Annotated in this window: 13 protein-coding genes; 6 read left to right on the top strand and 7 right to left on the bottom strand. The window is 67.0% G+C overall.

The window, feature by feature from the left end:
* Positions 1-13 precede the first annotated feature (13 nt).
* Positions 14-1,084 carry a ligase-associated DNA damage response exonuclease gene (locus AC1DDA_RS23430; protein WP_476797589.1) on the top strand — a complete coding sequence of 357 codons (1,071 nt, stop codon included), beginning with the start codon at positions 14-16 and terminating at the stop codon, positions 1,082-1,084.
* A gap of 139 nt (positions 1,085-1,223) precedes the next feature.
* On the opposite strand, the gene AC1DDA_RS23425 is transcribed toward AC1DDA_RS23430, so the two are convergent.
* A complete protein-coding gene (locus tag AC1DDA_RS23425) occupies positions 1,224-1,994 on the bottom strand; it encodes an SGNH/GDSL hydrolase family protein (RefSeq protein ID WP_476797588.1) in 771 nt (256 codons plus the stop codon).
* 113 nt (positions 1,995-2,107) lie between these two features.
* On the opposite strand from AC1DDA_RS23425, the gene AC1DDA_RS23420 reads away from it, so the two are divergent.
* The 3 genes from AC1DDA_RS23420 to AC1DDA_RS23410 all read left to right on the top strand — a co-directional run bounded on the left by AC1DDA_RS23420 (position 2,108) and on the right by AC1DDA_RS23410 (position 5,043).
* Entirely contained in the window at positions 2,108-3,745 is a 1,638-nt protein-coding gene (locus AC1DDA_RS23420) for a cisplatin damage response ATP-dependent DNA ligase (RefSeq protein WP_476797587.1), read from the top strand.
* 148 nt (positions 3,746-3,893) lie between these two features.
* Positions 3,894-4,574: a response regulator gene (locus tag AC1DDA_RS23415; RefSeq protein ID WP_441513673.1), complete on the top strand. Its 681-nt coding sequence runs from the start codon at positions 3,894-3,896 to the stop codon at positions 4,572-4,574.
* 214 nt (positions 4,575-4,788) lie between these two features.
* On the top strand, positions 4,789-5,043 hold the full coding sequence (locus AC1DDA_RS23410) for a DUF6460 domain-containing protein (protein ID WP_441513674.1): 255 nt from the start codon (positions 4,789-4,791) through the stop codon (positions 5,041-5,043).
* A gap of 95 nt (positions 5,044-5,138) precedes the next feature.
* Here the strand turns inward: AC1DDA_RS23410 and AC1DDA_RS23405 are convergent, their stop codons facing one another.
* Positions 5,139-6,227 (bottom strand): quinone-dependent dihydroorotate dehydrogenase, encoded by a 1,089-nt coding sequence (locus tag AC1DDA_RS23405; protein WP_441513675.1) that lies wholly within the window; start codon positions 6,225-6,227, stop codon positions 5,139-5,141.
* Positions 6,224-6,568, bottom strand: a complete 345-nt coding sequence (locus AC1DDA_RS23400; protein WP_476797586.1) for a DUF952 domain-containing protein — start codon at positions 6,566-6,568, stop codon at positions 6,224-6,226. Before AC1DDA_RS23400 ends, AC1DDA_RS23405 begins: the two co-directional genes overlap by 4 nt.
* Positions 6,569-6,734: 166 nt before the next feature.
* On the opposite strand from AC1DDA_RS23400, the gene AC1DDA_RS23395 reads away from it, so the two are divergent.
* Positions 6,735-7,364: a S24 family peptidase gene (locus tag AC1DDA_RS23395; RefSeq protein WP_476797585.1), complete on the top strand. Its 630-nt coding sequence runs from the start codon at positions 6,735-6,737 to the stop codon at positions 7,362-7,364.
* A gap of 17 nt (positions 7,365-7,381) precedes the next feature.
* On the opposite strand, the gene AC1DDA_RS23390 is transcribed toward AC1DDA_RS23395, so the two are convergent.
* The 4 genes from AC1DDA_RS23390 to AC1DDA_RS23375 form a co-directional block, all read right to left on the bottom strand.
* Complete coding sequence (locus tag AC1DDA_RS23390; RefSeq protein WP_476797584.1) at positions 7,382-8,839, bottom strand: sensor histidine kinase; 1,458 nt, start codon at positions 8,837-8,839, stop codon at positions 7,382-7,384.
* 11 nt (positions 8,840-8,850) lie between these two features.
* Entirely contained in the window at positions 8,851-10,302 is a 1,452-nt protein-coding gene (locus tag AC1DDA_RS23385; protein WP_476797583.1) for an FAD-dependent oxidoreductase, read from the bottom strand.
* A 102-nt stretch (positions 10,303-10,404) separates the two neighbouring features.
* A complete protein-coding gene (locus AC1DDA_RS23380) occupies positions 10,405-12,735 on the bottom strand; it encodes a putative bifunctional diguanylate cyclase/phosphodiesterase (protein ID WP_476797582.1) in 2,331 nt (776 codons plus the stop codon).
* 132 nt (positions 12,736-12,867) lie between these two features.
* Positions 12,868-13,809, bottom strand: a complete 942-nt coding sequence (locus AC1DDA_RS23375; RefSeq protein ID WP_476797581.1) for an enoyl-CoA hydratase-related protein — start codon at positions 13,807-13,809, stop codon at positions 12,868-12,870.
* 446 nt (positions 13,810-14,255) lie between these two features.
* On the opposite strand from AC1DDA_RS23375, the gene AC1DDA_RS23370 reads away from it, so the two are divergent.
* Positions 14,256-14,417 (top strand): hypothetical protein, encoded by a 162-nt coding sequence (locus tag AC1DDA_RS23370; RefSeq protein WP_441513681.1) that lies wholly within the window; start codon positions 14,256-14,258, stop codon positions 14,415-14,417.
* Positions 14,418-14,423: the final 6 nt, after the last annotated feature.

Here is a 14,423-nt window from a genome sequence, read left to right as displayed (position 1 = left end):
CTAGCCGAGGAGCATGACGCTGGCCAGACAAAGCGCCCGCTGGCGCCCTTCCGAATTGCTGCTGCCGACCCCTGCGGGGCTCTACTGCCCGCCGGCCGATGTCCATATCGATCCCGTCCGCCCCGTGGCGCGGGCCCTCGTCACCCACGGCCATTCCGACCATGCCCGCGCCGGCCATGGTGCCGTGCTTGCGACACGCGAGACACTGGCCATCATGGCGTTGCGTTATGGCGAGGGCTTCGCCGGCTCGCAGCAGGTGGCGGTACCCGGCGAGCCGATCCGCCTCGGCGATGTCGAGTTCCGCTTCGCCCCCGCAGGCCATGTCCTCGGCTCCGCCCAGATCGCGGTCGAGAGCCGGGGGCTCCGCATCGTCGCCTCCGGCGACTACAAGCGCGAACGCGACCCGACCTGCGCGCCCTTCGAGGTCGTGCCCTGCGATATCTTCATCACCGAGGCGACGTTCGGCCTGCCGGTCTTCCGCCATCCGCCTGCAGATGGCGAGGTCGCCAAGCTGCTGGAATCGGTGCGCCTCTTCCCGGAGCGCACGCATATCGTCGGGGCCTACTCGCTCGGGAAGGCGCAGCGCGTCATGGCCCTGATCCGCGAGGCCGGTTACGAACGTCCGATCTACATCCACGGCGCCGTCGAGAAGATCACCGAGTTCTACCAGTCCGAAGGCATTCCGCTCGGGGAGATCCGCATGGTCGCCGACACCGACCGCAAGACGCTGGGCGGCGAGATTGTCATCTGCCCGCCGAGCGCGACGCAGGATCTCTGGGCGCGCCGTTTTCCCGATCCCGTCACCGCCTTCGCCTCGGGCTGGATGCGCATCCGCGCAAGGGCGCGCCAGAAGGGCGTCGAGCTGCCGCTCGTTATTTCCGACCATGCCGATTGGGACGATCTGCTGGCGACGATCCGCGAGGTCGAGGCCGGCGAGATCTGGGTGACGCATGGCGAGGCCGATGCCCTCGTCCACTGGTGCAGCACGGCTGGGCTGAAGGCCAAGCCACTGCACCTCGTCGGCTATGGCGACGAGGGCGAGGCTGATCCGGCCGGGGAGGGCGCCGATGCGGCTGTCGGCTGATTGTGTCAGCGCTCATCCTGAGGAGCCGCGCAGCGGCGTCTCGAAGGATGCTCCAGGAGCTCCCGGAGGCGTCTGGAGCAGCCCTCTAGACACCATTTCTCGCGGAATGGCTCCTCAGGATGAGGGCTCGGACGGGGATTTAGCGCGACGACGCGACGACTTGGTGCGACGGGGCGGCCATGCCGACCATGGCGTTCGCCATGTCGCGCGCGAGGCAGTCATAGCCGGTATCGCTCATATGGAAGCCGTCCGTCCACAGCGCGGCCTTGAAAGCGTCGGCATCGCTGCGGTGCCATTCGCGCATCGCCGCATAGCGGGCGAAGACGGGCACGGCCTCGCGCCGGGCTACATCACCAACCGCCTCGACATAGGCGCCATAGCGCTGCGGGTCGCGAATGGAGGGGAAGTACTGGGGATCGAGGATGGCGATCGCCGGGCCGGCCTCGCGCACCATCGCGATGCCGTCGGCGACCATCGTCCTGAAGGCGTCGAGATCGCCGCCGGTGACGGCGTCGTTCGTGCCGACCTGCCAAATCACGAGGTCGTAGCTGCGTGCGGTCAGCGCGGTCTTCAGGCGGGCGAGGGTCTGCGGTGCGGTCTCGCCGCCGATGCCGGCATTGACGATCTCGATCTGCGACTTCGGCCAGGCTTTGGCGAGCAGCGCCTGCAGGCGCGCGGGATAGGTCTTGTCCTTGGCGCTGGCGCCGATGCCTTCCGTCGAGGAGGAGCCGATGGCGAGGATCGCGAGAGACTGGCCCTGCGCAACCTTGGCGGAGAGCGAGGCGAGCGTGGCGTTCGAGCGCACGATCGGCGTCTCGCGGCAGGAGAAGCCCGCCGCCTGCGCGGGGGCTCCGGCCGAAAGCGTCGCAGCGATGACAGGCAAGGCAAGGAACCGCATCGCGGCACGCATCGGCGTCTATCTCCTGGCTACCTTGCTGCCGTTAAGGTTTGCTTCATGAACGGTGTCTGAACGATGCGGTGCAACACGACGAAACGGACGCATGGTGGCGGAGAAGCGACAGCATGAACCGCTTCGCCTGGCTGCTCGACCGCCTTGCCTATGAACCGCGCCGCAACGCGAAGCTGGCGCTGATCGCGGATTATTTGCGCACCACGCCCGATCCCGACCGCGGCTATGCGCTGGCGGCGATGACGGGCGGACTCGTCTTCCGTAACGCCAAGGCCGGGCTGATCCGCGCACTGATCACCGAGCGCACCGATCCCGTCCTGTTCGCACTGTCCTACGATTATGTCGGCGACCTCTCCGAGACGGTCGCGCTGATGTGGCCGGCTCGGCACGGCGCCAATGCGGTGCCGCATCTGCCGGAGGTGGTCGAAAGCCTGCGCGAGGCCGGCAAGACCGATCTGCCACGGCTCATTGCCTCCTGGCTCGACGCGCTCGACGAAACCGGCCGCTGGGCCCTGCTCAAGCTCATCACCGGCGCGCTGCGCATCGGCGTTTCAGCCCGCCTCGCCAAGACAGCCGCCGCGAGCCTCGGCGGCGTGCCGCCTGACGAGGTCGAGCAGGTCTGGCACGGGCTGGAGCCGCCCTATGCCGAGCTCTTCGCCTGGCTGGAGGGGCGGGGGCCGCGGCCCGAAGCGCGCGATCCCGCGCCCTTCCGCCCGGTCATGCTCTCGCACCCGATCGAGGACGGCGATTTCGACAAGCTCGACCCGGCCGAATTCTCAGCCGAATGGAAATGGGACGGCATCCGCGTCCAGGCCGTCAGCGGCCGCAAGGAGGATGGCACACGCGTCACGCGGCTCTATTCACGGACCGGCGAGGACATCGCCGCTGCTTTCCCTGATCTCGTCGAGGGGTTGACGCAGGACGGCGCCCTCGACGGCGAGTTGCTGGTGATGCGCGAGAGCTCCGTGCAGAGCTTCAACACCCTGCAGCAGCGACTCAACCGCAAGACCGTCACCGCGAAGATGCTGGGCGAGTTCCCTGCCCATATTCGCGTCTACGACCTGCTCGTCGATGGCGAGGAGGATATCCGCCATCTGCCCTTCGAGGAGCGGCGGAAGCGTCTCGATGTTTTTCTTTCGCGCCTCGGCAGTGTCCGTTTCGACCTTTCGCCCACGATTCCCTTCGCTTCATGGGAAGAGCTGACGGCGGCTCGTGCCGATCCAGCCGCGGCGGGCGCCGGCGCCGATTCCGAGGCAGTCGAGGGCTGCATGATCAAGCGGCACGACTCGCCGTATCTGCCCGGCCGCCCCAAGGGCTATTGGTGGAAATGGAAGCGCGATGCGCGGCTCGTCGACTGCGTGCTGATGTATGCCCAGCGCGGCCACGGCAAGCGCTCCTCCTTCTATTCGGACTACACCTTCGGCGTCTGGCGCGTGGGCGAGGAGGGCGGCGAGGAGCTGGTGCCGGTCGGCAAGGCCTATTTCGGCTTCACCGACGAGGAACTCATCGAACTCGACAAATTCGTGCGCAAGAACACGGTGAACCGCTTCGGACCGGTGCGGGAGGTCACGCATGAAGCGCAGGCCGGCCTCGTCTTCGAGGTTGCGTTCGAGGGGCTGCAGCGCTCGACCCGCCACAAATCCGGTCTCGCCATGCGTTTTCCCCGGATCAACCGCATTCGTTGGGACAAGCCGCCGCGCGAGGCCGATCACATTGAGGTGCTGGAAGCGCTGTTGCCGACCAATGGCTGAGGCGCAACGGGTTGCGACCTTGCGCTCAGGGTGCTTGTGATCGCTTCCCCGCCTGAGGCAAAATGTCCGGGCCGGATAAGAGCATCGACCCGAAAAGCGGAATGCGGTTTTCGGACAGAGCCGATGCAGACATGAGGGAGTGGTGGCGATGAGCAAGCAGCCTTCGACGCGGATCGTCATCGCGGACGATCATCCGCTGTTTCGCGGCGCGCTGCGCCAGGCGGTCTCGCACGCGATCGGCGGCGCCGAGGTCAGCGAGGTCGGCTCCCTGGAAGCCCTGACCGAAGCGCTGGCCAGTGGCGGCGACGCCGATCTCGTATTGCTCGACCTCACCATGCCGGGGGTTCAGGGCTTCTCGGGCTTGCTATTCCTGCGGGCCGACCATCCGGAAATCCCGGTGATCGTCGTCTCCGCGAATGACGATCCGGCGGTGATTCGCCGCTGCATCGAGTTCGGCGCGCTCGGTTTCCTGCCCAAGACGGCCGATGTCGCGCAGATGGGCGAGGCGATCCGCGCCGTGCTCGACGGCGGCGTCTGGACCCCGCCGGGTGTCGACCTGTCGGCCCCGGTCGATGCCGAGATCGCCGATATGGTCCGCCGTCTCTCGACGCTGACGCCCCAGCAGGTGCGCGTGCTGATGATGCTGTCTGAGGGACTTCTCAACAAGCAGATCGCCTATGAGCTCGGCGTCTCCGAGGCGACGGTCAAAGCCCATGTTTCGGCGATCCTGACCAAGCTCGACGTCGACAGTCGCACTCAGGCGGTCATCGCCGCCTCAAAGATCGCCGGCACGGCCTGGGCGACGGCGGGGGCCTCGGCAACGGCCTGATGAGCACTTCCTGACAGGCCGAGCTGTCTTCGAGAACATCGACCGTCGGGATAGATCGCGAATCTCCGCTTCCCTGACCCGCGTTTGATGCGGGCAAGCATGGCCTCAAACGAGGCAGCGTTCAGTCCCGGTTCAAGCGCAGCCTGTTTCAGGTTAAGACAGCGCGGAAGCGCCCCGGATCGACTTGGGGCGCAACAGGATGACGATTGCTTCCATGGAACGGTTTCTCGGCGGCTCGCCCCTCAGCGTCCTCGTCCGCCTGATCTTCATTTCGCTGCTGGTCGGGGCAGCGATGGCATTCCTCGGCCTGTCGCCGCAGAGCCTCTACGAGGCGGGGGCACGCTTCATCCGCTCGATCACCGGGCTCGGCTTCGGCGCGGTGCGCGAGGTCGGCCAGTGGATAATCGCCGGCGCCCTGATCGTCGTGCCCCTGTGGCTGCTGGTGCGGCTCTTCGCGGCGCGGAAGTAAGCTGCCTTCAATCTCGGGCGAAGCAACGCTTCGACCCGAGAATCGCATGACGAGAAGTCTCGGGTTTCCGAGATGTTCGGGGCGTTGACGTCTAGTTACAGACTCTCGCCGCGGGCGATCGCGGCCGCATCGCGCCCGATCAGGGCGGTGAGGCGGGTGAGGCCGGCGCGTCGCGCCTGGGCCGCAAGTCCGGCCTTGATCTCCTTCGCTAGCCCCGGCCCCTTGAAGACCATCGCGGAGTAGAACTGCACCAGCGTCGCGCCGGCGCGGATCTTGGCGAAGGCCGTCTCGGCCGAATCGACGCCGCCGACGCCGATCAGCGGGAACTGCCCTTCGACGCGCAGGAAGGCCTCGGCCAGGATGCGGGTCGAGGCGGTGAAGAGCGGCTTGCCGGAGAGCCCGCCGGTCTCGGCCTTGGCGGCGCTGCGCAAGCTCGCCGGGCGCGTGACCGTGGTGTTGGAGACGATCAACCCGTCGATGCCGCGCTTGCGGGCGACTGCGATCATGCCGTCGAGCTCGGGCATGGTCAGGTCAGGCGCGATCTTGACGAGGATCGGCGTGCGCCGGCCGCTGCCGGCTACGTCGTCCCGTGCTGCGAGCGTACGCGCCACGAGGTCGTCGAGCGCAGCTTCCGCCTGGAGGTCGCGCAGGCCGGGCGTGTTCGGCGAGGAGACGTTGATCGTCAGGAAATCGGCGAGCGGTGCCAGCCTGCGAGCGAGCGTGGCATAGTCGGCCGCGCGGTCGGCCGATTCCTTGTTGGCACCGAGATTGACGCCGACGAGCCCGCCGCGGCCGCGCCTGGCCGTTAGCCGGGCGGCGACAGCCTCCATGCCCTCGCTGTTCAGGCCGTAGCGATTGATGACGGCCTCATCCTCGATCAGGCGGAAGACGCGGGGACGCGAATTGCCGGGCTGCGGCAGCGGCGTCACCCCGCCGACCTCGACGAAGCCGAAGCCCAGGCCCAGCGCGCCGTCGATCGCCTCGGCATTCTTGTCGAAGCCAGCCGCGAGCCCGACGGGGTTCGGGAAGGTCAGGCCGAATGCCTCCGTCGCCAGCACGGGGTCGTCCGATCCGGGCTTCAGCGCGGGGGCCGCGGCCAGCGCCGTGACGGCGAGCCGATGCGCCGTCTCCGCATCCATGCGGTGGATCAGCGGCCGGGCGAGGTTGAACAGGCTGCCGATCATGCCAGATCCTCCGGGATGGTGTGGCCGTCGTCGATCCCGAGCGGCAGCGGCGCTACCCAGCGCACGGCCTTCGGATCGAGGGCAGCGTAGAGATGTGGGAACAGCGCTCCGCCGCGAGAGGGCTCGTAGCGCAAGGCCGGGCCGAGGCGCGAATCGTCGACCGCGATGAGCAGGAGTCCGTCTTGTCCGGCGAAGTGCTTTGCTGCCGTTTCCGCAAGCTGGGCTGCCGTTGAGAAATGGATGTAGCCGTCCGCGAGGTCGACGGGCGCGCCGTCGAAGCGTCCATTCCGCTCCGCTTCGCGCCAGAGCGGGGCGGGGCATATCTTGTAGATCAGAGGCACCGGCAGTCTCACGCAAACAGGTCGGGCCACGGCTTAATCCCTGGCGGGAGGATTCCGCAAGCGTTAGCCGGATTGCGGCAAGAATTGGATTGAAATCTTAGGAAATAGGGGATATTTCCTATGTTCAATCCCCGCCCGGCGACAAGAGCAATGCGAGGTCTGCGCGATGCTGTCACATGACCAGATCTGGGGGGCGATCGATATGCTGGCCCAGCGCTACGGTTTCACCGCCTCCGGGTTGGCGCGCAAGGCTGGCCTCGACGCCACCACCTTCAACCGCTCCAAGCGTGTGGCACCGGATGGGCGCGAGCGCTGGCCCTCGACGGAGTCGATCGCCAAGATTCTGGCCGCGACGGGCGCCTCCCTCGACGAGTTCATGAGCACCGTATTGCGGCGGGAGCCCGCGCCGGCGCGCACCATCCCGCTGATCGGCTTCGCCCAGGCAGGTTCCGGCGGTTTTTTCGACGATGGCGGCTTTCCAGCCGGTACCGGCTGGGAGGAGGTCGCTTTTCCGGGCGTGGCCGACGAGAAGGCCTATGCGCTCGAGATTTCCGGCGATTCGATGCTGCCGCTCTACCGCGACGGCGACACCATCATTGTCTCGCCGACAGCGACCGTGAGGCGCGGTGACCGCGTCGTGGTCAAGACGGTGGAGGGGGAGGTGCTGGCCAAGCAGCTCAAGCGCCAGACCGCGAAGACGATCGAACTCGCCTCGCTCAATCCGGAACACCCCGACCGGGTCCTGAATCACGCCGACATCGCCTTCATGGCGCGCGTGATCTGGGCGAGCCAGTAGGCGCGCGCCGGGGCTCGTCAGTGGCCGTTGCTCCGACGCAGCGGCAGGGTGACCTTGAACACGGCGCCGGCGGGGCAGGGCTCGAGCTCGATCGCGCCGCCATGCAACCGGACCAGTTCGGCCGCCACGGCAAGCCCGAGCCCCGTGCCGCCCGGCGTCACCGAGCCGCGGAAGGCCTGGAAGAGATTGGCCCGCGCGCGTTCGGGCACGCCTGGCCCGTTATCGATGACACGCAGGGCTACCGAGCCGTTCACCGGCCCTGCGGTCACCGCCAACAGCGGCTGGGCGTCGGCTTCCGCCCCGGCCTGGGTCAGGGCCTGGACGGAATTGCGCATCAGGTTGGTCAGCACCCGTGCCATCTGGTCGGGGTCGCAGGGCGCCATCAGCTCGGCAGGGACGCGGTTCTCGAAGCGCAGCCGCCCGTCACCGGGCAGGCCGAGCATCTCCGCCTGCTCCGTGACGAGTTGCCGCAGGGCGACCTCGCGGAGAACCGGCGGCGCCTCCGCTGCGCGGCCATAGGCGAGAGTGGCCTGGCAGAATTCGATGGCACGCCCCAGCGTCGCGATCAGCCGCGGTGCGAAGCGGCGGATCTTGGCGTCGCGGGTCTCGATGAGTTGGTCCGACATGAGCTGTGCCGCCGCCAGCATGTTGCGCAGGTCATGATTGATCTTGGAGACGGCGAGGCCGAGCTCGGCGAGGTGCTTCTTCGTGCGCAGTTCGTCGGCGAGCGTCTCCTGCATGCGGGCGAGCGCCCGCTCCGCCTCGCCGATCTCGTCGGCGCGCAAGGTCGGCTCGATGATGCGCTGGGGGTTCTCGGGGTCCGCCTCGAACTCCATGACGTTCGCTGCCAGACGCCGGATCGGCCCGATGATCAGGGCGTTGAGGGCGATATAGACCGCAAGCGCCGTCAGCCCGGTGATCAGCAGCGAGATCAGCAGCAGGCTCCAGGAGAATTTCAGCATCGCGCGGCGCAGAGGCGCCTCGTCGATGACGATCTCGACGAAATCGGCACCGCCGACCGCTTCGCCGACCACCCGGATCGGCATGGTGGCGGGAGAGACGAGCACCGCGACCGCTTCCTCGATCGCGTTGATCCAGGAGAGATTCCGCAGGTCGATCGAGCGCGAGACTTCCGGCGGCGGCATCGAGTCGAGGCTGAGCAGCCGGCGTGCGCCGCCGACGCGGGCGGCGATCGATCGGGCGCCGACGCCCATCAGCAGCCGGTTCTCGCTGCCTTCCGGCAGTCCGTCCTCCGGCGCGCCCTCCAGCACCAGGGCGGCGACCTGCGCTGCAGCGATCCGGTCATGCAGCCAGTTCCGCCGGAAATTCGCGATGGAGGGCAGGTAGATCACGACCTCCGCCAGCATGACGAAGAGCACGGTGAAGAGCAGCAGTTTTGCGGACAGGCCAAGGCGCGTCAGGCCGCGTGGCTGACTGATCGACAGATCGTTCCTGGGCAGGGCGGGGTGATGCATTGAAGCCAATCTTACCCGAAGCGCCGCAGAAAGCCGATCAAGCGGCGCAGGCGAGGATTTGCAGCCGACGGGACATGGAACGAGAGCGCCGCCCTGCGCGAGCCGTCCGAACGAGCAAATGTGGGCGCCACCACCGCCGCCATATCGGAAACCGCGAGCCCAGCCTTGGCTGCGACACACCATGGCGCGATCAGCTCGCCGGCACCGGCGCCCACGATGGTGACACCGAGGATGCGGCCTTTGCGGTCGGTGACGAGCTTCACGAAGCCCTCGGTAGAGCCGGCGGCGCGGGCAGCGGCGACTTCGGCAAACGGCCAGCGCAGCACCTGGATCGCGCCGGCCTTGGCTCTTGCTGCGGCTTCGGACAGGCCGATCGCTGCGATCTCCGGCTGGCACCAGCCGACGCGGGGGTAATTCGCCGGGGCAATGCGGGCGGGCTGGCGAAACAGGATGCTGCGCAGCGCCACGCCGGCGTGGTCATCGCCGGCCTGGTCGGTCGCTGGCGCCGCCGCTCCGCCGGCACAGCCCCCCAAGGCGTAGACGCGGCGATTGCTTGTCCGCAGGCCCTTGTCGACGATGATGCCGGAGGCGTCATGGCTGATGCCGCCGAGGTCGAGATCGAGCGAGGCGATCTCCGGCCGGCGCGGTCCGGCCGACAGCAGATGCGAGCCCTCGACGACGGTTTCGCTCCCATCGCGAGCGAGAACGAGGCGAAATCCGGATCGGCTGCGCTCGCCTCGGATGGGCGTGGCACCCTCGTGCACCACAAGCCCCTCGTGCAGCAGACGCCGGCGAACCAGCAGCGCCGCTTCCGCATCATGGTCCGGCAGCAATCCTTCCGGGGCGACGAGGGTCGCCGTGCTTCCGAGACGTCGCAGGGCCTGTGCCAGTGCCGCGCCGGTCGCACCGCCGCCGAGGATAACGGGACGTTCGGGCAGGCGGGTCAGTTCGGATAGTTCGTCCGCATCGATCCGCGGCACCGTCTCGAGGCCCGGCAGTTCCGGGCGAGGCGCGCGTGCGCCGGTGGCGATGACGAAACGCCGGGCCTTGATCGCTTGCGCGCCCGCGCGGACCGTGCTGCGGCTGGCGAAGCGTGCCTCGCCTCTCACAATGACGATCCCGAGGGCCGTCAGCCGTTGCTCGGCATGATTCGCTGCCTCTGCTGCCAGCGTGCGCTGAATATGGTCGTGAAGCTGCGCCGGGTTGGCCTGCGGATCGCCAGTCTTGAGGCCGAAGCGGCCGGCTTCGCGCATCGCCTGCGCGGCCGACCCCGCTTCGATCAGCGCTTTCATGGCGAGTGGGCCGGAACTGCCACCCAACGCACTTCTCTCGATGAGAACCACGGACACGCCGAAGGCCGCGGCAGCCGTGGCCAGCGCTATGCCGTTGCCGCCTGCGCCGATGACGCAGATGTCGGGTGTCAACGCGGCGGGGTTCGCCGCCTTGGCCGTGCCGTCGCTCACCGGATGTCCCGCTTCGCTCTCATCCTCGATCGCTGATGCGTTGTCCGGCCGACGGAATCAAGGCCGGCGCGCTCCGATCACGCGGGATTGCCCGCATAAGGCTCAAGCGACGCTGCGGTTCCCGCCTCTGCCATTGATGGTCGCGAGGGGTTCGGGCCGGCCGAACAGGAAGCCCTGGGCGCGGTGGGCCCCGAGAAGCTGGACGGCGATGCGCTGCTGCTCGGTTTCGATGCCCTCGACCACGACGTTCATATGAAGCCGGCGAGCGAGCTGGCACACCGCTTCGATAACGGCCTTGGAAGCTTCGTTGGTGTGCACCTCGCGGGCGAAGCTCTGGTCGATCTTCACCTGCGCGAACGGGTAGGTCGAGAGATAGGCGAGCGAGGAGTAGCCGGTTCCGAAATCGTCGAGCGCGAAGGTCACGCCGAGCGCCCGCAATTCGTCGAGCACCGAAAGCGCCAGCTTGTCGTCCTCGATCAGCAGCGATTCCGTGACTTCGAGCATCAGCCGCCGCGATTCGAGATGCGAAGAGAGGAGCGCACTCTTGACCGTCTCGACGATGCGGCGCGGCTCGCGGAACTGCAGCGGCGAGACGTTCACCGAGACGCTGATGCCCGGTTCCCAACTCGCGGCATCCTTGCAGGCCTGACGGATCGCCCAGTCGCCCATCGAGGCGATCAGGCCGGACTGCTCGGCGATCGGAATGAAGATGCCGGGCGGCACCATGCCCCGGGTCGGATGGCGCCAGCGCATCAGCGCCTCGCGCGAGACGATCTCCTGCGTCTTCAGGTCGATGATCGGCTGGTAATAGAGTTCGAGCGTGCCATCCGCGCAGGCCTTGCGCAGATCGACCTCGATCTCATGCCGCTCGAGCATTTCCTCGGCCATGGTCGGGTTGAAGAACATCAGTGTGTTCCGACCGGCGGACTTCGCCTTGTAGAGCGCGGTATCGGCGTGGCGCAGGAGATCGGCCGGGGTGCTTCCGTCATGCGGCGCCATGGCGATACCGACGCTCGCGGTCACATAGACCGTCTTGCCCTCGACATCGAAGGCGCGGGTCATCGCATTGATCATGCGCTGCGCGATCGCCGTGACGATGGTGTGTTCGGCGGAGGGCAGGACCAGCAGGAACTCATCGCCGCCGAAGCGGGCCAGCATGTCGTTGCTGCGGATCGCGCCGCGCAGGCGGCTGGCAGTCTCCATCAGCACGTGGTCGCCGATGTCGTGGCCCAGGCTGTCATTGACCTGCTTGAAGCCGTCGAGGTCGAGATAGAGCAGCGCGAAGGCCTCGCCGGTGCGGTCGAGCCGCGCGAAGGCCTCGGCGATCTGCGTATTGTACTCGAACCGGTTGGCGAGCCCCGTCAATTCGTCGAAGCGTGCCATCTGCTCGATGCGCGCCTCGGTTGCCTTCCGCTCGGTGGCATCCTCGGTCAGCATGAGGATGCCGCCTTCGGCAGCCGGCGCGAAGGTCACGACCAGCACGAGCCCGCTGCGCGTCACGACCTCGTGGCTCGCTGCTTGCTGGGTGCTCTGGACCATGGTCAGGGCCATGCGGATCTCGCGCAGCTGCTCTTGGCTGATCACCTGGCGCTCGACCAGGAAGCGCGCGATCGCCGTCAGCGGCGTGCCGGGCAGGGCCAGCGTCTCGGGCAGGCCGTAAAGCGTGCTGTGCGGCCTGTTGCCGACTGCCAGCTTGAGATTGCGGTCGAACATCGCCAGCCCGTCGATCATCGTGTTCAGGGCGGCGTCGAGAGTGAGGTTCTGCGAGTGCAGTGCCGAGGCGAGCGCCTTTGAATGCTTCGTCGCATCGCTGAGAGCCAGCAGGTTCCGATGCAGCGAGTTGGTGATCGCGATGTTCGCGGCCACGTAGAGGAAGGCGAAATAGCCGATATAGCGGTAATAGGGGTTCTGCGCCGCGATCAGCCCGATCGCCATCGGGATGCAGAAGGTCATGAGCTGCACCGCCACAAATTTGGGGCGGCCCGCATTGCGCGCGACGTAGCCGGAAGCCAGGGCTATCGTGGACGCGACCGAGGTGATGTGCGCGGCTGGGTCGTTCGTGTGAACCAGCGCGACATAGCAGCTGTAGCCCAGTACAGCGCTGAAAATCGTGGCGCCGAGGAAGTAGTCGCGATCCCAGCGGCGGGTCTGGGCGTAACTGTCGTGGGCGTGGTTCCGTCGGCGATAGGCCACGACGGTGAGGAGGCGCAGGACGACGATGAGCGTCACCAGCAGGGTGAGGCCCATGAAGATGTCCATGCCGGTCGAAAGCCAGCACAAGAACGGGGTGAGAATGCCGGCGATACCGCCGGGAATGATCGACGCCGGCGACGAGAAAAGCGAGCTGACCAGCAGCGTGTAGCCGGTCAGGTCGACATCGTCGGCCTTCTCGCGCCCGCCAGCGGCCATCAATCGCTTCAGCGTGCCCGACATCTACTCCTGCCTTTGCCGCGAGCGCGATCATGCACGCTAGGCTCAAACCTAGCGCATCATCAAAGGTTTCTATGGGAGCAGAGGTAAATGCTTCGTGTGACTCTAGTGCCGTACGGGACGATCCAGCCGCATTCAGACCGGTGCCAGGTGTCTTTGGTAAACGCGCGCTAACATGCGGTCCTGCGTCTGGGCGATGCGCTGCAACTTCGAGATCGCGCTGGGGCTGAGCCGCAGCATGCAGTCGGTCCAGATCTGGCCGAGATGGCCGAGTTCTTCGCGCAGGTCGCCGGAGCGGCGGTTGAAGGCGGAGAAGAGCGCCGTCTTGGCTGCGTGGATCGGCAGGGCGTCGGAGCAGTATTTGCGGATCCAGGCTTCGCCGGTGCCGGTCGGGACGACCGCTTCGAGGCCGCCCGCCGCCATGAACTCCTGCGCGCTCATTTCCTCGCCGGAGAGCAGCATCTGCTCCGCCGCGCGCTGGCCCATCCGGCGCGACAGGATCGCGACCGCGGTGATCGGGAAGTGGTTGAACTTGATCTCCGGGTAGACGAACGAGGCCTGCTCTTCGGCGATCATCACATTGCACGAGCGCGGTGCGTCGATGCCGCCGCCGATCGCCTTGGCGTGGATGGTCGAGAGGGTGATGACCAGCCCGTTGAGGCCACCCGAATTCCAAATCGCCCCTTCCGCTGACAGCCGCGCATATTCGGCGAGCGCGGCGCGGTCGTTCTTGGCCAGGCAGTCGAGATAGAAATCGAGATCGCCACCGAGCGTGAAGAACGGGCCAGCGCCGCGGAAGGCGAGGAAGCGCACCGGAGCGCGGTGATACTGGTCCGGCGCTCCCCACAGGGCCGCGATCGCGCTCTGAATCTTCACCAGACTGTCGAGCAGCTGCAGCGTGAAGACCGGCTTCAGCTCGGGCCGGATCGTGACCCAGAGCGTCTTGATGTCCGGCTCGTAGGCGATCTCCACCTCCGGCAGGAAGCCGGCCTTGTAGCGGATCGCGTCGATGACCTCGCAGCTTTCGAGCAGGGCCGGCGAAACGGTTTCTGCTCCGATCTTCAAGGACTGCAACACGACGCCACCCCCGGAACTGCCTGATGTCGTGCAAACTAAACGAGCTTAACAAACTGTAAACGGAAACTCCCGGAAATGGTTAATAGCGTTAAGTTTTTTCCGGTGACCAAGCGTCATGCCGCCGGTCTCGGAGCGGGGAGGCGCCCTGTCGAGGCAAGAGGCGGGCCTTTGCGGAGGGGGCGGGGGGAGCAGGAAATTTCGATGGGGCGTGATATCGGGAAAGAAATTGCTGGGATCGGCGGCGCGTGCGGGATGATCGATCCAGGGCCTTCCGGGCCGGGTTTTTCCTCATCCGCAATGGCACAGTGCTTTGCCGCATCCTGAAACGGTGTCCCGGTGTGGCGACGCTTGTCCGAAGGCGGATGTGGGGGTAACCATGGCGCCGCGAATTCGCCGCGTTCCCGCGTTCAAACAGCCAAGTTGCAAAACACCGCCGAGCTGATGCCGTGACCCGCCAGACAGCCGAGGACGAGAAGCAGGCGCGCCTTGCCGCCGCGCTCCGCGAGAACCTGAAGCGCCGCAAGGCCCAGGCTCGCGCTCGCCGCTCGGAGGAGGCGGGGACGCAGAAGCCGGCGCCGCCCGCTCAGGCCGAACCTCCCCGGTCCTGACCTCCC

This window comes from Allobosea sp. 10N428 (genome assembly GCF_056394545.1).
Note: the sequence above shows the minus strand (reverse complement) of the source record. Positions and strands in the feature narration are given on the sequence as shown.